Here is a 17,585-nt window from a genome sequence, read left to right on the forward strand (position 1 = left end):
CGGGAGGACGCCATGCTCAGGAAGACCGCCGCCGGGGCACTGACCCTGCTCTGCCTCGCAACCGCTTCGGCATCCGAGGCCACCGAGGGGGGCTCCGGCGACACGCCGTTCAAGCCGAAACAGCCCGCGGGCTATTTCTTCGTCGGCGGCCGCTCCGCGACGGCGGCAGGCAAGACCACGGCCTCCGGGCAGATGTTCGTGGAGTATCGCGCACCGGCGCGGGTGACGCAGCCCTATCCGATCGTCCTGGTGCACGGCACCGCCCAGACCGGGACCAACTTCCTCGGCACGCCGGACGGACGGCCTGGCTGGGCTGACCGCTTCGCCGCCAAGGGTTTCACGGTCTACGTCGTGGATCAGGTCGGGCGTGGCCGCTCGGGCGGCGATCCGGAGACCTACGGGACCTATGCCCGCCTGCCCGTCGAGGATCTGGAGACGGTGTTCACCGGGCAGGAACGCGTCCCGCTCTACCCGCAGGCGAAGCTGCACAGCCAGTGGCCGGGCGGCCCGGGGGTGCGCGGCAACGCCGCCTTCGACCAGTTCTACCTGTCCCAGGTGCCCTACATCGCCAGCGCGCTGAAGAGCGAGGAACTGGTCGATCCGGCCCTGATCGCCCTTCTGGAGAAGATCGGCCCCGCGATCCTGCTGACGCATTCGCAGGCCGGCGTCTTCGGCTGGGCGGTTTCCGATCAGCGCCCCGACCTCGTGAAGGCGCATGTCGCCGTCGAGCCCAACGGGCCGACCTTCTTCGACATCCGCTTCAAGGGCGGCGCCGATTGGTACGAGCGCGTCGGGGAGGCGCGGGCCCGGCCCTACGGCATCACCCGGGTGCCGCTGCATTTCGAGCCCCCCGTCAGCAGCCCGGCCGATTTGACGGTCGTTCAGGACGACCGCGCCGCCGCACCCGACAAGATCCGCTGCTGGCTTCAGGCTGAGCCTGCTCGAACGCTGCCGAACCTCGCCCGCGTGCCCGCCGTGCTCGTCACCGCCGAAGCCTCGTTCCGCGCCACCATGGATGATTGCACGGCTGCATTCCTGGCCCAGGCGGGCGCGAAACCGGACCGGCTGGCGCTCGCCGAGCACGGCATTCACGGCAACGGCCACATGATGATGCTGGAATCGAACAGCGATGCGGTGGCGGATGCGATCGTCGGCTGGATCGAGGACCGGGTCCACGCGCCGGGCCGTCCTTAACCGGTCGCTTACCCTGTCCCGGCGAGGGTGCCGCCGTCATCCGACGAGGGAATGCATGACCGACATGACCGACACCGTGGGCGTCGCGGGCGACCGCATCCGCTCGATCATCGAGCGCGTGGAACGGCTGGAGGAGGAGATCAAGGACCTGATGGAGGCCAAGAAGGAGGTCTTCGCCGAGGCCAAGGGCGAGGGTCTCGACGTCAAGGTGCTCAAGGAGATCCTGAAGATCCGCAAGCAGGACAAGGATGAGCGCGACGAGCAGGAGACGCTCCTCGACGTCTACCTGCGCGCCATGGATGCGCCCTCGCCGGCCCCGATCGCGGCCGCGGCCTGATCCTCTCGACGGAGTGCGGCGCCGCGCGCCGCCCTCCCCTCAGGACTGCGAGGAGCCCGCGAGATAGGCGGCGATGTTGCGCCGAATGCGCTCCAAGGGCTCCTCGCTCGGATCCGGCAGGACGAAGCGCGCCCCCGTGATCGTCTCGTAGGCGCGGATGTAGACCGCGGCCGTCTCCAGGACGACCTCCGCGGGAATCTCCGGAATCGGGTCCTTGTACGGATCGCAGCGGGCGACGACCCAATTGCGCACGAAATCCTTGTCGAAGCTCTCCGGCGCGGAACCCGCGGCGAAGCGCTCCGGATAGCTCTGCGCGAACCAGTACCGGCTGCTGTCGGGCGTATGGATCTCGTCGGCGAGGACGATCCGGCCTTCGGGATCGGTGCCGAACTCGTATTTCGTGTCGGCCAGGATGAGACCGCGCTCGGCCGCCAGCGCCGTGCCGCGGGCGAACAGCGCCAGCGCCGCGTCGGACACGGTGCGCCACTGCTCGGATGTGAGCAGCCCGCGTTCCAGAATCTCGGTCTCGGTCAGCGGTTCGTCGTGGCCACCGTCGAACGCCTTGGTGGTCGGCGTGATGATCGCCTCCGGCAGACGCTCGTTCGGCCGCATGCCATCCGGGAAACGGTGGCCGTACATATCCCGCTCCCCGGCGCGGTAGCGCGTCAGGACCGACGTGGAGGTGGTGCCGGCGAGGTAGCCACGAACCACCACCTCCACCGGCAGGATCTCCAGACGCCGGCCCACGACCACGTTCGGGTCGGGATAGGCGATGACGTGGTTCGGGCAGATGTCGGCGGTCTGCTCGAACCAGTAGCGCGCGGTCTGGGTCAGGACCTGGCCCTTGAAGGGGATCGCCGCGAGCGCCCGGTCGAAGGCGCTGATCCGGTCCGAGGTGATGAGGATGCGCCGGCCGTCGGGCAGGTCGTAATTGTCCCGGACCTTGCCGCGATAATGGTTCGGCAGCTCGGGCAGGGTCGCGTCGCGCAGGACCTGGTGCGCGTGCGGGGCGAGATCTGCCGTCTTCATCGGGCTTTCCGTCAGGCTGTGCGGCGACCGCGCCGCCTGATCTCTGTGCGCGGATGGGGCGGAGAATTCCAGTCCCGGGTTTCACCGAGGCCCGGCGCGCAGCCCCGGCCGCCACCCCGACCCCCGCGGCTGCGGGCGAGCGGCCCTGCCGCTCTGGCCGGGCCCGGCTGTCGGCCCTATCCTTGCCGCGGATGGCAGACGGTGAATTGCCGACTGCGAAATGCCGGCCGGTGCTGCCGGACGGCCGAGGCGCAATGTTCGAGACACCGCACCAAGCAAGCCGACAACCTTTCCTGCGCCGGATCGAGACCGTCGCCCTGTTCACGCTCAGCGATGCGGAGCGGGCCGCCCTCGTCGCGCTGCCGATGCAGGTGGCGCAGTTCGAGCCCAATCAGGACATCGTTCGGGAGGGCGACCGCCCGACTCGAAGCTTCACCCTGCTCAGCGGGATCGCCTGCACTTACAAGTCGACGCTGGCCGGCAAGCGGCAGGTGATGACCTACCACGTGCCGGGCGATGTGCCCGACTTCCAGAGCCTGTATCTGGAGGTCCTCGACATCAACATCGCCACGGTCAGCGCCTGCAGGCTCGGCTTCGTTTCGCATGAGGCGGTCCGTGGGCTGATGCGTGCGCATCCGCGTCTCACTGAGGTCTTCTGGCGCGCCACCCTCATCGACGCCGCTCTGGTCCGCGAGTGGATGCTCAACACCGGTCGCCGCGACGCCTACGCGCGGATGGCCCACCTGTTCTGCGAACTCGTGACCCGCCTCGGCGCGGTCGGGCTTGCACCGGATCGGACCTGCGAGCTGCCCATGACGCAGCCCGAACTCGCAGACGCCCTCGGCATCACGTCCGTTCACGTCAACCGCACGATTCGGGATCTCAAATCGGCCGGGCTGATCACGCTGCGCGACCGCCGCCTGACCGTCCACGACTGGCCGGGGCTGCAGGCCGCGGCCGGGTTCGATCCGGCCTATCTGCATCTGCGGGATGCGGAGACTCGCTGAACCGGGCGGGAGAGCGCCGGCGTTCGAGCCGACGAGGGCGCGCTGTCACCCTGCCCGACCTATCTACCGCCGTTGAAAGCCAAAGCCAAGCCGACGCGGGGCCGCAGTCTGGATCCATCGGTATGAAGATAACGCGGCGCCGTTTTCGCTAACCGTTGCCGGAGCGGGCACTCAGCGGGAAGATGGTGCCCAGGGGCGGAATCGAACCACCGACACTGCGATTTTCAGTCGCATGCTCTACCAACTGAGCTACCTGGGCATCGTCCGCGCCGGTGTCGGCCTCGGACGCCGCGGGGTATAGTCAGTGCTTCGCGGCCTGTCCAGCCTTGCCGTGACGTCGACACGACGGAAATGCCGGAAAAATTCATCGCTCCGGATCGGGCTCGGGCGGAACCTCGTCGGAATCGAGGTCCTCGGGGATCGCGTAGCGCTCGTTGAGCCACCGTCCGAGATCGACGTCGGCACACCGCTGCGAACAGAACGGCTGGAATTCCGGTGTGGACGGTTGCCGACAGATCGGACAGGGCGGCCGGCGCTCGCTTCTCATGCCAGGGCGCCCCAGCCGGCCCGCACGGGATACCCCTCCCCGTCGAGGAGGCTCAGGGTCTCGTAGAGGGGCAGCCCGACCACGGCGCTGTAGGAGCCGACCAGTTTGACGACGAACGCCCCCGCCAGGCCCTGGATCGCGTAGCCGCCGGCTTTCCCGCGCCATTCGCCCGACGCCACGTAGCCCTGGATATCGCGGCCCGAGAGCCGCTTGAATCGGACGCGGGTCTCCACGATCCGCTCCCTGCGCCCGCGGGGCGAGAGGACGCACACCGCCGTGTAGACGCGATGCTGACGTCCGGAGAGCAGGCGCAGGCAATCCGCGGCCTCGTCGGGGATCTCGGCCTTCGGCAGGACCCGCCGCCCGACCGCCACAACCGTATCGGCCGACAGGAGCCAGGTGGGCGTGGTGGTGTCCTGGAGGTGCAGCGCTGCCTCGGCCGTCGCGAGCTTCGTCCGGGCGAGGCGGCGTGCCAGTTCGCGGGGCGGCTCGGCCTTGCGGGGCGTCTCGTCGATCTCGGCCGGCAGGAGAGCCGCCGGTTCGATGCCGATCTGCTGCAGCAGCGCGAGGCGGCGCGGCGAAGCGGAGGCGAGCACAAGTCGCGCCGTCGGCCCCTGCGTCGCGCCGATCGCTTCAGGTTTGGCGTCCATGATGTTCCGTTCGCACAATCGACCGGAGCCGTGCGCGCCCTGCGCGGCGGCCCTTCGTCGGCCGGGACAGGCTCGATCCACCCGCCTGATAAGGGATGGGGTCGGGCTTGTGAACTCGGAGGGGCTTCTGCAGATCTCCCAGACCCCGGCCGGCCCGGGTCATGATCCGGGATACCCCCGCCCGCCCGCCGGCAAGAGTAGGCCGACCGAGCGCCGCGGCCGGCACTGTGATCGCGGCGCGGCAAGCCAGACTATAGGTGCTGCCCGGCGATCTGGTAAGCTTAGAGCAAGACGTCGTCCGCGATCGTAACCGACCGTTAACTACGTGAGGCTGAGAGTGTTGTCCTCCGAAGGGGATCGACATCGATGCTGAACGCTGATCCGCTCCTGCAGCGCCCGACGCTGGTAACCACGGCCCTGCTCGCCCGTGCCCTCGACGGGCTCCGGCCGCAGGTCACGTCGCCGGTCGAGATGTGGCAGCGTCTCACCGAGCACTACGTCGTCGATCTCGACGCCGTCGCGGCCCTCCTGCCCGCCGACGAACCGGAAACGCACTGGCTGTCGTCCCGCGACTGAGGGCGCGCAGATCAAGTATTCCGCCGTCCACCCAACTGGCACACGACGTGCTTGAAGGGTCCGGCAACCGGGAGGAAGCACTCAGGCAACGACAACGCGGCGGCTCGCACGCCAGAGCACCCCGCGGACCTTTCGATCGCTCGAAGCTGAGGTCCGTCATGTCGGAACTGCTCTCTGTTGCCTTGGTCTGTGCCGGTACGCTCCTGGCTCAGGATTGCTCCCGCGACACCGCGCTGGACGTCATCATCGCCCCGGCGCACACGCCGATGGAGTGCCTGATGCACGCCCAGACGATGGCAGCCCAGGCCGGGTTGCCGGGGGGCAGCGACCGGTATCTCAAGATCGCCTGCGAGCATCGCCGGACCGAAGGCGAACCCCGCACGGTCGTCCGGCGCGCGTCCTGACGCGGCCGGGCGCGTCGGCGGTGTCCGTGCCGTCGCGCCCGGCCGCGATTTGGTCTGGTGCATCAAAGCCACGTCACGATTTTTCTTGTTCGCATCCGCCGTTCGGACAGTTGCCGCCTCCGGGAACGGGACCCATCCTGCACGGCCACGCTGATGCAATTCAAACCCCGGCATCCGCCACCTTTGCCGCCCCGATGGCCCGCGTGCCGGGCAGGGCTCCAGCGAGTGCCTGCCCGATGCTGTACGACGCGTTCGACCTGCAGACCGACATCGCTGCCCAGACCCGGGCATGGGGCCGGCTGCTGAACGACATCTGGTCGCCCTGGATCGGGTTGGGCGAGCCGGTCACCTGGATGTCCGCCGGCGCCCGGATGATGATGCGCGCCGGTCTGACCTTCGCGCGGCCGCCCTACGGCATCGAGACGGTCAACGTCGGGAACCGGAGCGTCCCGGTCTCAGAGGAGCCGGTCGAGGTCACGCCGTTCGGGACGCTGCTGCACTTCAAGAAGGACATTCACACCGAGCAGCCCAAGGTGCTGATGGTCGCGCCGATGTCGGGCCATTTCGCCACGCTGCTCCGCGCCACCGTGCGCACCATGCTGCCCGACCACGACGTCTACATCACCGACTGGCACAATGCCCGCGACGTGCCGCTGTCGGAAGGCCAGTTCGGTTTCGACGACTACGTGGGCCACCTGATCCACTTCCTGCAGACGATGGGTGAAGGCGCCCACATGGTGGCGGTCTGCCAGCCCGCCGTTCAGGCCCTCGTGGCGGCAGCCGCGATGGCGCAGGCGAAGGATCCCGCCGCCCCGCGCAGCATGACCCTGATGGCCGGCCCGGTGGATTGCCGCATCAACCCGACGGGCGTGAACGCACTCGCGACCTCCAAGCCCATCGACTGGTTCGAGAAGAACCTGATCGCGACGGTCCCGACGCGCCACAAGGGCGCCGGCCGCAAGGTGTATCCGGGCTTCATGCAGGTCTCGGCCTTCATGGCGATGAACGCCAAGCGCCATATCCAGGGTCACGCCGATCTCTTCTGGCACATGGCCAACGGCGAGCGCGAGAAAGCCGAGGCGATCGAGACCTTCTACGACGAGTATTTCGCCGTGCTCGATCTCGCGGCCGAATTCTACCTGGAAACGGTCAAGACCGTGTTCCAGGATCACGCCCTGGCTCGGAATGCGGTGAGCTATCGGGGGGAGCCGATCGACCTGCGGGCGATCCGACGCACCGCCCTGATGACCGTCGAGGGCGAGCGCGACGACATCTGCGCGGTCGGCCAGACCATGGCGGCCCATGATCTCTGCTCGGACCTCGCCCCCTACATGCGGACCCATCACCTCCAGGCGGGCGTCGGCCATTACGGGGTCTTCGCCGGGCGGCGCTGGGAGTCGCAGATCTACCCGCAGGTGCGCAACTTCATCCAGGCGCACAACTGACCGCGAGACCGGGGAAGCGTCGCGCCGATTTGACCCGCCGACCCGCGCGGCCCACCATGCTACCGTCTTCTGATGGGAGCCCGGTTCGCGTGGTTCCTGGGGCCACTCCTGCGGCGTGAGGCGGAACGGTCGGCGTGATCGGCACCGAGAACAAGACCAGCGCGGACGGCCCGACAACGGTCTCCGCACGGCTCGACCGGCTGGTGGCTCGCGCCCGGGCGGCAGCCCTCTGGGAGCAAGCCTGGCCTGTCCTCTGGCGGGGGATCGGGGTCGGACTGATCTTTCTCATGCTGTCCTGGTCGGGGCTGTGGCTCGATCTCACGCCGATCTGGCGCCAGATCGGCCTGGGCATCCTGGGCCTCCTCCTCGTCGCCGCGCTCGTACCGCTGATCCATATCGCCCGGCCCGATCGGCGCGTCGCCCTGGCACGGCTCGATCGCGAGGCGGCAGCCCGCGATCCGGCCCTGCGTCACGGACCGGCCTCCGCGGCGCAGGACAGCCTCGCCGTGGGTGCCGCCGATCCGGGAAGCCGGACGCTCTGGGAGCTCCATCAACGGCGGGCCGCGCAGGCGGTCTCGGCCCTGCGGGTCGGTTTGCCGAGGCCCGGCATGGTTCGGCACGATCCGTTCGCCCTTCGCGCCGGCCTCGTGATCGCCGCCATCGCCAGCCTGTTCGTCGCCGGGCCCGAGTGGCGTCAGCGCCTTGGCGCGGCGTTCGACTGGCAGGAGCCTGCGGCGCAAAGCCCCAATTTCCGCGTGGACGGCTGGATCGACCCGCCGCTCTACACGCGGCTTCCGCCCCTCCTGATCGCCATGGACGGAAGCGATCAGCGCCTGCGCGCCCCCGTCAACGCGCAGCTGATCGTGCGGATCGCCGGTCAGGGTAAGGCCGCGTCCGAGACGACGCTGACACCCAATGCCGGCCTGGTCCCCGTCCCGGGCCAGGAGGCGCGGCCCGACCTGCGCGAGGAGCGCTATCGCATCGTTGGCGGCGCCGAACTGACGATCGTGACTCTCGCAGGCCGGCAACGCCTCACCGTGGACGCGATCCCCGACCGGCCGCCGGAGGTGACGGCCGTCGGCGGCCCCGAAGTGAACGGCCGCGGTACCTTCAACCTGACCTACCGCGCGAAGGACGATTACGGGCTCAGTTCGGCGGAGGCCGTGATCGAGCCGCTGAAATCGGCCCGTGCTCTGGTCCCAGTTCCCCACATCAATCTGGCATTGCCCGGGGACGCCAACGGCGAGTCCGACACCAAGACCCTGGTCGACCTCACCGACAGCCCATGGTCCGGGGCGCGGGTCCGCTATCACATCGTCGTCAAGGACGAGGCCGGTCAGGAAGGCCGGACGCCGGATGCCGAGATCGTCCTGCCGGCGCGCCCGTTCCGCGAGCCGCTGGCGCGGGCGCTCGCCGAGGAACGTCGCCGCCTCGTGACGGCACCCGATACGGACCGCAGGTGGGTTCAGGGGGCCCTGGACGCCCTCCTGGTCGCGCCCGACACGTACACGCCGCAGCCTGCCATCTTCCTGGGCCTGCGGACGGCCACCGAGCGGCTGCGCCGCGCCCGGACGGACGCCGATCTCATCGCGGTGGCCGATCTCCTGTGGGAGATGGCCCTGAAGATCGAGGACGGTGACCTTTCGGATGCCGAGAAGCAGCTCCGCCAAGCCCAGGATCGCTTGAAGGAGGCGATGGAGCGCAACGCGCCCGACGACGAAATCAAGCGCCTGACCCAGGATCTGAAGCAGGCGCTCGACAAGTTCCTGTCGGAGATGGCGCAGAAGCAGGGCCGCGAGCCTCGCGAGCAGAGCGATCGCGGGCAGAACAATGCTCAGTCGAAGACCGTCACGCCCGAGGATCTCGATAAGATGATCCAGGACATGGCGGAGGCGATGAAGCGCGGCGACACCGCCGAGGCACAGCGCCTGATGGAACAGCTGCGCAACATCCTGGAGAACCTGCAGACGGCCGAACGCGGAAGCCGGTCGGATCAGGCGTCCCGCGAGATGCAGAAGCAGATGCGCGATCTCGACGCCATGTCCCGCGAGCAGCAGGGCCTGCGCGACGAGACCTTCAAGGACGGCGAAGAGCCGCGCGGCGGCCAGCGCCAGCAGAATCGCGGGCAGCCGCAGCAAGGCCAGCGCGGACAGCAGGGCCAGAGACAGCCGGGTCAGCAAGGCCAAGGACAACAGGGCCAGGGACAGCAGGGTCAAGGACAGCAGGGCCAGGGGCAGCAGGGCCAGGGGCAGCAGCAGGGCCAGAAGGGCGATGTCGGAGAGCGGCAGCAGGCGCTTCGGCAGCGGCTGGAGGATCTCCAGCAGCGCATGAAGGAGAACGGCATGCGTGGCGAGCAAGGTCTCGCCGATGCCGAGGAAGCCATGCGCGAGGCCGAGAACGCCCTGAAGGACGGCGATTCGAGCGGGGCGGTCGACGCGCAGGGGCGCGCCCTCGACGGCCTGAAGCGCGGCGCCGACGGCATGGCGCAGCAGATGCAGGACATGGCCGAGGGCCAGGGCGAAGGCCAGCAGGACGGCGGTCAGCAGCCGGGGCAGCAGGGCCAGGCCGGGGCACGGGACGACGATCCCCTCGGACGTCCGACGCGCGGCCGCGATATGAGCGACGGACGTGTCCGCGTGCCGACAGCCGATGAATCAGCGGTCCAGCGCGCTCGGCGCATCATGGAAGAGCTGCGGCGCAAGCTCGGCGACCCGACCCGCCCCCGCGAGGAACTCGATTATTTCGAGCGCCTGCTCCGCCGCAACTGAGCGTCCGCACCCTCACGACGCGCCGAGCCGGATCACGGCTCCGGCCCCACCCGGATCCCCACCCGCATGTCGTCGAATACCCTCGTCCTGATCGCCTGCCTTGCCGTCGCCGCCGTCCTGCTCCTGGGCTTGGCCAACATGATGCGCGGCGGCAGCGCCAGTCTCTCGCAGAGGCTGATGCGCCTGCGCGTGCTCCTGCAATTCGTGGCGATCGTGATCATCATGGGCGTCGTCTGGTGGCGCTCGGCCTGAATTCCGCCGGGACGGGTGTGACCGCGCCGCCGCACCGAACACCTTTCCGCCCGGTAACGGATGAATTGGCCGCCGCATATCGCGGGCCTCTGCTACGCTCGGTAGAAGCAAATCGCTGCGCCTAACCGGCCGAGCCCGCATGACTGCCCCTTCCCGCCTCTGTCTGTTCGGCATCCTGACCGGGGCGGCGATCATGCCGGCTTCGGCCGCGGACGCGCCACCGCCGCCGCCTGCCGCCTACCTGGCCCCCGTCCAGCCGCTCAGCATCGTGTCCGAGATCCGGATTGGCGGCGCGGTGCAGGATCCGGGCAGCGCAGAGGGCAAGCTCCCCGGGTTCAGCAAGGCGAACGTCAACGGCGAGATCCTCTTCGCCAAGCCGATCCTCAGCGCCGATCCGTTCTGGCAGGCTTTCGTGCCGCGGCCGACCGTCGGCGGCAGCTACAACACCGGCGGCCGGACCAGCTACGCCTATCTCGGCGCGACCTGGACCCTCGAAGTCTTTCCTGAGACCTTCAATCGCCGCGTCTTCCTCGACGGGTTCTTCGGCGGCGTGGCCCATAACGGCTGGACCGGCCCGAAGGCGGAGACGCCCTACGGCTTCAACACGCTCGGGTGCTCACCCATGTTCCGCGAGGCGGCGGCTCTCGGCTTCCGTATCACGGAACATTGGAGCATCATGGCGACGATCGAGCACATGTCGAATGCCGGGCTCTGCGCGAATAATCGCGGCCTGACGAATTACGGCGGCAAGATCGGCTACACGTTCTGAGGCATCAAACCCTTTGGTCAAGCTCAACCGCATCTACACGAGGACCGGCGACAAGGGCACGACCGCCCTGGCGGACGGACAGCGTCGCTCGAAGGCGGATCTGCGGGTCGAGACCTACGGGACCGTCGACGAGACCAATGCCTGCATCGGACTGGCGCGCCTGCACACGCAGGGGCCGCTCGACCAGATGCTCGGGGCGATCCAGAACGACCTGTTCGACCTCGGGGCCGACCTCGCGACGCCGCCGAGCCCGGAGCCCCTCCCCTACGAGCCGCTGCGGATCGTCGCGAGCCAGGTCGAGCGGCTGGAGCGCGACATCGACGGCCTGAACGAGGCGATCCCACCACTGAAATCCTTCGTGCTCCCCGGTGGATCGCCGGCCGCGGCGGCCCTGCACCTCGCCCGAACCGTCTGCCGCCGCGCCGAGCGCCTGGCGGTCAGCCTCGCCGCCCGGGAGGACGAGACGGTGTCGCCGGAGGCGCTGCGCTACCTCAACCGCCTCTCCGATTTCCTGTTCGTGGCGAGCCGGGCCGCCAATTCCGACGGCGCCGACGACGTGCTCTGGGTGCCCGGCGCCAATCGTTGAGCCCGGGCCGAGGGGTTTTCGCCGGGCCGCCACGGCGCCGCGTTGACAAGGCGGAAATGTGGCCGTTACGGTCCGCGCGCCTTGCGTGCCCCCGCCACGCTGCGCCTTGCGCGCCGTGGAAGTGGCCTGCACGACGACAAGAATCCTCCGGGGAAGGATCGTGACCGCCATGAAGGTGCTGGTGCCCGTCAAGCGGGTTGTTGACTACAACGTCAAGATACGCGTGAAGGCCGACGGCTCCGGGGTCGAGCTCGCCAACGTGAAGATGTCGATGAATCCCTTCGACGAGATCGCCGTCGAGGAGGCGATCCGGCTCAAGGAGAAGGGCACGGTCACCGAGATCGTGGCGGTGTCGATCGGCCCGCAGCAGGCGCAGGAGACGCTGCGCACCGCGCTGGCCATGGGCGCCGACCGTGCGATCCTGGTCAAGACGGACGTGACCTGCGAACCGCTGGCGGTGGCGAAGCTTCTGAAGGCCGTCGTCGAGAAGGAGAGCCCGCAGCTCGTCATCCTCGGCAAGCAGGCGATCGACGACGACTCGAACCAGACCGGGCAGATGCTCGGTGCGCTGCTCGGCTGGCCGCAGGGCACCTTCGCGTACAAGATCGAGCCGGGCGAGGGCAGCCTCGACGTGACCCGCGAGGTCGACGGCGGCCTGCAGACCGTCAGCCTCAGGCTGCCGGCCATCGTGACGACGGATCTGCGCCTCAACGAGCCGCGCTATGCATCGCTGCCGAACATCATGAAGGCGAAAAAAAAGCCGCTGGAGGAGCTGACGCCCGACGCGCTCGGCGTCGACGTGACGCCGCGGCTCACGGTGCTGAAGACCGCCGAGCCGCCGGGCCGCTCGGCCGGCGTCAAGGTCGGCTCCGCGGCCGAGCTGGTGCAGAAGCTCAAGGTCGAAGCCGGCGTCATCTGATCCGCAGGCGGGGCTCCCGAGCCACGGTCGAGCCCCGCGCCACAACCCTCAAGGGCACCAGCAGACCATGACGACACTCCTTTTCGTCGAGCACGGCAACGGTCAGATCAAGGACGGGACGCTGAAGGCGCTCTCGGCCGCCAAGGAGATCGGCGCCCCGATCCACGCTCTGGTCCTGGGTTCGGGATCGCAGGCCGTGGCCGCGGCGGCGGCCAAGTTCGACGGCGTCGAGAAAGTCCTGAACGCCGAGGACGGCGTCTACGACCACGATCTCGCCGAGCCGGTCGCGGCGCTGATCGCGTCGATTGCCGAGCCCTACGAAACGATCATCGCCTCGGCTTCGACGACCGGCAAGAACATGCTGCCCCGGGTGGCGGCCCTGCTCGACGTCGCGCAGGTCTCCGACATCATCAAGGTGGTTGCGCCCGACACGTTCGATCGGCCGATCTATGCCGGCAACGCGATCCAGACCGTTCAGGCGCCGGCGGGCAAGAAGGTGATCACCGTGCGGACGGCCGCCTTCAAGGCTGCGGCGGAGGGTGGCGCGGCCGCCCCGGTCGAGGCCGTGTCGGCAGGTGCGCCCGAGGCCGGCGGCTCGACCTTCAAGGGCGAGGAGATCGCCAAGTCGGATCGCCCGGAGCTGGCCTCGGCGCGGATCATCGTGTCCGGCGGCCGCTCGCTCGGCTCGTCCGAGAAGTTCCACGAGCTGATCGAGCCGCTGGCCGACTCGCTCGGAGCCGCCGTCGGCGCCTCTCGGGCCGCCGTCGATGCGGGCTACGCGCCGAACGACTGGCAGGTGGGGCAGACCGGCAAGGTCGTGGCGCCGGACCTCTACGTCGCGGTGGGCATTTCGGGGGCGATCCAGCACCTCGCCGGCATGAAGGACTCGAAGGTCATCGTCGCCATCAACAAGGATGAAGACGCACCGATCTTCCAGGTGGCCGATTACGGGCTCGTGGGCGATCTCTTTCAGGTCGTGCCGGAGCTGCAATCCGAGATCGGCAAAGCCAAGGGTCAATAACGGAACGGAATCTCGCAACCCGCGAGTATTGTCGCCGAAGGCGGATTCGCGGGTTCCTTCCGGATCGAAGATTGGTCTAGAACGCTGCGACGGCGAGACTTCGCGCGGTGCCGTCGCGCTCGTGCCCTCGGTCGAACCGGGCGGCCGTGTATCGGCATCCGTATTGGGGGCACAGGTCGGCACATGCATATGGAGATCAAGCGGGTCGGCATCATCGGCGCAGGCCAGATGGGAAGCGGCATCGCGCAGGTCTGCGCCACCGCCGGCCTCGACGTCCTGCTGAACGATCGCGATCCCGCCCGGCTCGAGAATGGTCTGACGGTCATCGAGGGCAGCCTGGGCCGCCTCGTTTCGAAAGGCACGCTGTCGGAGGAGGACAGCGCTCAGGTTCGGTCGCGGATCGTAGCCGCCCGGGACTTCGCTGCCCTCGAGCCGTGCGACCTCGTGATCGAAGCCGCGACCGAGAACGAGGCCACGAAGCGCGAGATCTTCAGCAGCCTGTGCGGATCGCTGCGTCCGGAGACGTTCGTAGCGACGAACACGTCGTCGATCTCCATAACGCGGCTGGCGGCGGCGACGGACCGGCCGGAGAAGTTCATCGGCATCCACTTCATGAATCCGGTGCCGGTGATGCAGCTCGTCGAGCTGATCCGGGGCATCGCCACCGAGGATACGACCTACGAATCCGCCAAGGCGTTCATCGCCAAGCTCGGCAAGACTTCGACGATGTCGGAGGATTTTCCGGCCTTCATCGTCAACCGCATCCTGCTGCCGATGATCAACGAGGCGATCTACACGCTCTACGAGGGTGTCGGATCGGTCGAATCGATCGACACGGCCATGAGGCTGGGCGCGAACCATCCGATGGGCCCGCTTCAGCTCGCGGACTTCATCGGTCTCGACACCTGCCTGTCGGTCATGCAGGTGCTCTACGAAGGCTTGGCGGATTCGAAATACCGCCCGTGCCCTCTGCTCGTGAAGTATGTCGAGGCCGGCTGGCTCGGCCGTAAGGCCAAACGCGGATTCTACGATTACCGCGGGCCGACGCCGATCCCGACCCGCTGAGCCGTCAGGCCGCGGGACGGCTGGAGAAGCCGTCCCGGGTCGGTGTTATTTCGGCGCGTTGCCGTTAGCCCCCGGCTGCGCGGGCTGCGGATAGGACGGGTTACCGCCCGGCACGCCCGTGCTGTTGGTCGGCGACGCGGCGCCCGACTGCCCGTTCACCGAACCCGTCACTTCCTTGCGGGACGCGTCCTGGCTCTGGCTGACGTAATCCTTCGGCGAATTGGCGCCGTTCCACGTGAGGAGACCCACGGTGGCGATAGCCAGCAGAACGAGGCTCCCCACCAGGACCCAGAGCATCGGTTTGCCGCGCTCGCCCTGACGGCTCTCGTTGGGATTCAATCTCTCGACCATCTGCAGGACCTTCCTCGGCGGGACGCCACACGCCGAAACGGGCGCTGTGCGACACGATCTCGTTACCGGCCGCCAACGCGGGGCCGCCGAGGCAGGTTCCTGCCGGATCGCGGTGTCACCGCCCGGTCGTCAGAAGGATCTTGCCGAGATGCGCGCTCGACTCCATGAGTTCGTGCGCCTCCCGAGCCTGCTCCAGCGGGAACGTGGCATGGGTGACGGACCGGATGCGCCCGGCATCGAGCTCGGGCCAGATATCCCGGCGCAGCCCCTCGGCGATCGCTGCCTTGTCGGCCTTCCCGCGCGGCCGGAGCGTCGAGCCGGTAAAGGTCAGGCGGTTGCGCATGATCGGCGTGATGTTCAGGCCATCGACCTTGTAGCCGCCCATCAGGGCGATCATCACGAGCCGGCCGTCCGGAGCCAGCGACTTTAGATTCCGGGCGAGATAGCTCGCACCGATCATATCGAGGATCACGTCGACGCCACGTCCGTCGGTGAGGCGCTTCACCTCCTCGGCGAAGTCCGCCTCCTTGTAGTTGATCGCGGCATCCGACCCCAGATCTTCGCAAAACCGGCACTTCTCGGCCGAGCCCGCCGTGGCGAAGACCCGCGCGCCGACATGCTTGGCGATCTGGATCGCCGTGGCACCGATGCCGCTCGATCCGCCATGCACGAGGAAGCTCTCGCCGGGCGCGAGCCGTCCGCGCTGGACGACGTTCGAATAGACCGTGAAGAACGTCTCCGGCAAGCCGCCGGCATCGACGAGCGAGACCGCCTTCGGACGCGGCAGACAATGGGCCGCCTCGGCCACCGCATACTCCGCATAGCCGCCGCTGATCACCAGGGCGCAGACCTCATCGCCGAGCGACAGGCCCGTGACCTCGCTCCCGATCGCGACCACACGACCGGCGACTTCGAGGCCGGGGATCTCGGTGGCGCCGGGCGGCGGCGGATAGACCCCCGCGCGCTGCGCGACATCGGGGCGGTTCACGCCGGCCGCCACCACCTCGATCAGGACCTGTCCGGGTCCCGCATGCGGCACAGGGGCGGTCTCGACGCTGATCACCTCCGGGCCCCCGGAACCCGCGAAGCGGATCTGACGCATGGTCCCGGGCAGGTCGGTGCTGGCCATCAACGATAATCCTTTGCGCGCACGTGATCTGAGCCGCGTTCACGCTGACGCGGTACGGCTCTACTTGCGGCAACGGGCGCGCTTGGCAAGCCGAAGGCGCCGCACGCGTCCATTGCCGATCCGAACGGCAAGCTAGCGGGCGGCCGCCTTGACGGCCGCCGGCAAGACGATCGCGCCCTGCGCCAGGCTCTTCGGCCAGACCGCGACCTGCTTGCCGTCCTGCCACTGCGCCATCAGTCCGGTGACGAAGCCGGGACCGTATTTGATCGAGTGCGTGAACGGGTCGTCCTTGCCGTAGAACTGCGTCCGCCCCACGGTGCCGACCCAGTCGGTCTTCTCCAGGGCCTCGACGAGCTTGTCAGCCTCGGTCGAGCCGGCGCGCTTCACCGCATCCGCCGCGTAGTAGACCTGATCGTAGGCCATGTAGCCTGCGTAGGACGGATCGCTGCCGAAGCGCTTCTTGAACGCGTCGCTGAAGGCGAGCGACTTGTCGGTGATCGCCGCGCCCGGCACCGCGATGCTCTGGAAGATCACGCCCTGCGTGGCGCCGTTGGTGTTCGCCCAGAACGTCGAGGAGGTCGCCTGCGAGTTCATCCCCGTCATGGCGAGCGGAACCTGCTGGTTCTGCCACTGCACGGTCGGCTGCACGCCGACATGCGAGATGCCGGTGACGATCAGGTCGGGCTTGGCCGCCTCGATCTTGTTGTAGATCGGCGTGAAGTCCGCCGTGTCCGGCGAGAAGCGGATGTGGTCGACGACCTTCACACCGATCTCGGGCAGGCACTTCTCGTAACCGACATCGAGGGGACGGGTCCAAGCCGCGTCCTCGCTCATGATCGCGGCCGTCTTCACCTTCATCAGATAGATCAGCATGTCCTTCGTGGAATCGCAGATCGACTGCGCCAGGGCCGCCGAGGTGAGGTAGCCGTGGAAGGTGTACTTGTTGCGCGCGTAGTCCTTGTGGATCGCGAGGCTGATCTCGTTGGAGGCGGCACCGGGCGTGATCATCGGCGTCTTTAGCCGCGCCGCCCAGGGCATCAGTGCCAGCACCACCTCGGAGATGTAGCTGGCGATGACGAGGTTGACCTTGTCCTCGGAGACCGCCCGCTGGAAGGCCCGGACCGCGTCGGAGGCGGACGACTTGTCGTCGTAACTGACGATCTGGATCTGGCGCCCGTCGATCCCGCCCTTGGCGTTGATCTCGTCGGCGGCGAGCTGGACGGCCTGCGGGATCGAGGCGCCGACGACCGACTGCGCCTCGGCGATGACCCCGATCCGGATCGGGTCGGCGGCGCGTGCCTGCGTCGACCCCAGCAATCCGGCCACTGCGAGCAGGGCCAGGACACGACTCGAAACGCTGCGTTCCATCGGCATGGGCTTCCTCCTGCGGCCCGTGCGGCTTTTGGCGCCGCATCGGATCCGAGGCAGGATTGTGCTCTATTCAGGCGCGTGAATACAATGTGCAGATACGGAAAGCGGTGACAGATGATCCGTCTGCCGCGCGCACATCTGAAATCGCGATCCGACCGCGACGAC

Annotated in this window: 19 protein-coding genes and 1 tRNA gene; 13 read left to right on the plus strand and 7 right to left on the minus strand. The window is 68.3% G+C overall.

Features of this window, described 5'->3' with window-relative positions:
- The first annotated feature begins 12 nt into the window (after positions 1–12).
- A complete protein-coding gene (locus tag GGQ91_RS06885) occupies positions 13–1,194 on the plus strand; it encodes an alpha/beta hydrolase (protein WP_182591648.1) in 1,182 nt (393 codons plus the stop codon).
- A 55-nt stretch (positions 1,195–1,249) separates the two neighbouring features.
- Entirely contained in the window at positions 1,250–1,531 is a 282-nt protein-coding gene (locus GGQ91_RS06890) for a DUF2312 domain-containing protein (RefSeq protein ID WP_020091862.1), read from the plus strand.
- A 39-nt stretch (positions 1,532–1,570) separates the two neighbouring features.
- On the opposite strand, the gene GGQ91_RS06895 is transcribed toward GGQ91_RS06890, so the two are convergent.
- Positions 1,571–2,560 (minus strand): phosphoribosylaminoimidazolesuccinocarboxamide synthase, encoded by a 990-nt coding sequence (locus tag GGQ91_RS06895; protein ID WP_182591649.1) that lies wholly within the window; start codon positions 2,558–2,560, stop codon positions 1,571–1,573.
- 254 nt (positions 2,561–2,814) lie between these two features.
- On the opposite strand from GGQ91_RS06895, the gene GGQ91_RS06900 reads away from it, so the two are divergent.
- Positions 2,815–3,567, plus strand: a complete 753-nt coding sequence (locus GGQ91_RS06900) for a Crp/Fnr family transcriptional regulator (protein ID WP_043347678.1) — start codon at positions 2,815–2,817, stop codon at positions 3,565–3,567.
- A gap of 183 nt (positions 3,568–3,750) precedes the next feature.
- On the opposite strand, the gene GGQ91_RS06905 is transcribed toward GGQ91_RS06900, so the two are convergent.
- The 3 genes from GGQ91_RS06905 to GGQ91_RS06915 all read right to left on the minus strand — a co-directional run bounded on the left by GGQ91_RS06905 (position 3,751) and on the right by GGQ91_RS06915 (position 4,764).
- A tRNA-Phe gene (locus tag GGQ91_RS06905) sits at positions 3,751–3,826 on the minus strand.
- A gap of 105 nt (positions 3,827–3,931) precedes the next feature.
- Positions 3,932–4,114 carry a DNA gyrase inhibitor YacG gene (locus GGQ91_RS06910; protein WP_075380462.1) on the minus strand — a complete coding sequence of 61 codons (183 nt, stop codon included), beginning with the start codon at positions 4,112–4,114 and terminating at the stop codon, positions 3,932–3,934.
- Positions 4,111–4,764: a Maf-like protein gene (locus GGQ91_RS06915; protein ID WP_043380104.1), complete on the minus strand. Its 654-nt coding sequence runs from the start codon at positions 4,762–4,764 to the stop codon at positions 4,111–4,113. The genes GGQ91_RS06910 and GGQ91_RS06915 overlap by 4 nt, the downstream gene beginning before the upstream one ends.
- 366 nt (positions 4,765–5,130) lie before the next feature.
- Between GGQ91_RS06915 and GGQ91_RS06920 the strand changes: the two genes are divergently transcribed.
- The 10 genes from GGQ91_RS06920 to GGQ91_RS06965 all read left to right on the plus strand — a co-directional run bounded on the left by GGQ91_RS06920 (position 5,131) and on the right by GGQ91_RS06965 (position 14,569).
- Positions 5,131–5,340, plus strand: a complete 210-nt coding sequence (locus tag GGQ91_RS06920) for a hypothetical protein (protein ID WP_043758164.1) — start codon at positions 5,131–5,133, stop codon at positions 5,338–5,340.
- Positions 5,341–5,498: 158 nt separating this feature from the next.
- Positions 5,499–5,744: a hypothetical protein gene (locus tag GGQ91_RS06925; protein ID WP_043347682.1), complete on the plus strand. Its 246-nt coding sequence runs from the start codon at positions 5,499–5,501 to the stop codon at positions 5,742–5,744.
- A gap of 236 nt (positions 5,745–5,980) precedes the next feature.
- Positions 5,981–7,189 (plus strand): polyhydroxyalkanoate depolymerase, encoded by a 1,209-nt coding sequence (locus tag GGQ91_RS06930; protein WP_043380107.1) that lies wholly within the window; start codon positions 5,981–5,983, stop codon positions 7,187–7,189.
- Positions 7,190–7,323: 134 nt separating this feature from the next.
- The gene (locus tag GGQ91_RS06935; RefSeq protein WP_182591650.1) at positions 7,324–9,957 is read left to right on the plus strand and encodes a TIGR02302 family protein; all 2,634 of its coding nucleotides are present in this window, start codon (positions 7,324–7,326) and stop codon (positions 9,955–9,957) included.
- A gap of 66 nt (positions 9,958–10,023) precedes the next feature.
- Positions 10,024–10,209 (plus strand): twin transmembrane helix small protein, encoded by a 186-nt coding sequence (locus tag GGQ91_RS06940; protein ID WP_053609901.1) that lies wholly within the window; start codon positions 10,024–10,026, stop codon positions 10,207–10,209.
- Between the two features lie 139 nt (positions 10,210–10,348).
- Positions 10,349–10,978, plus strand: a complete 630-nt coding sequence (locus GGQ91_RS06945) for an acyloxyacyl hydrolase (RefSeq protein ID WP_043380114.1) — start codon at positions 10,349–10,351, stop codon at positions 10,976–10,978.
- A gap of 13 nt (positions 10,979–10,991) precedes the next feature.
- A complete protein-coding gene (locus GGQ91_RS06950) occupies positions 10,992–11,564 on the plus strand; it encodes a cob(I)yrinic acid a,c-diamide adenosyltransferase (RefSeq protein WP_043380117.1) in 573 nt (190 codons plus the stop codon).
- A 169-nt stretch (positions 11,565–11,733) separates the two neighbouring features.
- The gene (locus tag GGQ91_RS06955; RefSeq protein ID WP_043351331.1) at positions 11,734–12,483 is read left to right on the plus strand and encodes an electron transfer flavoprotein subunit beta/FixA family protein; all 750 of its coding nucleotides are present in this window, start codon (positions 11,734–11,736) and stop codon (positions 12,481–12,483) included.
- A 67-nt stretch (positions 12,484–12,550) separates the two neighbouring features.
- Positions 12,551–13,504 carry an electron transfer flavoprotein subunit alpha/FixB family protein gene (locus GGQ91_RS06960; RefSeq protein WP_182591651.1) on the plus strand — a complete coding sequence of 318 codons (954 nt, stop codon included), beginning with the start codon at positions 12,551–12,553 and terminating at the stop codon, positions 13,502–13,504.
- A 183-nt stretch (positions 13,505–13,687) separates the two neighbouring features.
- Positions 13,688–14,569: a 3-hydroxybutyryl-CoA dehydrogenase gene (locus GGQ91_RS06965; protein ID WP_043758171.1), complete on the plus strand. Its 882-nt coding sequence runs from the start codon at positions 13,688–13,690 to the stop codon at positions 14,567–14,569.
- A gap of 45 nt (positions 14,570–14,614) precedes the next feature.
- Here GGQ91_RS06965 and GGQ91_RS06970 read toward each other — a convergent pair whose 3' ends face one another.
- From GGQ91_RS06970 to GGQ91_RS06980, 3 genes are all read right to left on the minus strand, one after another.
- Positions 14,615–14,920, minus strand: coding sequence for a hypothetical protein (locus GGQ91_RS06970; protein WP_182591652.1), 306 nt, complete (start codon positions 14,918–14,920; stop codon positions 14,615–14,617).
- Between the two features lie 115 nt (positions 14,921–15,035).
- Positions 15,036–16,049, minus strand: a complete 1,014-nt coding sequence (locus GGQ91_RS06975; RefSeq protein ID WP_182591653.1) for an NAD(P)H-quinone oxidoreductase — start codon at positions 16,047–16,049, stop codon at positions 15,036–15,038.
- A 132-nt stretch (positions 16,050–16,181) separates the two neighbouring features.
- On the minus strand, positions 16,182–17,423 hold the full coding sequence (locus GGQ91_RS06980; RefSeq protein ID WP_182591654.1) for an ABC transporter substrate-binding protein: 1,242 nt from the start codon (positions 17,421–17,423) through the stop codon (positions 16,182–16,184).
- Between the last annotated feature and the right edge of the window lie 162 nt (positions 17,424–17,585).

Origin of the sequence: Methylobacterium fujisawaense (genome assembly GCF_014138435.1) — a bacterium.
GTDB lineage: Bacteria > Pseudomonadota > Alphaproteobacteria > Rhizobiales > Beijerinckiaceae > Methylobacterium > Methylobacterium fujisawaense.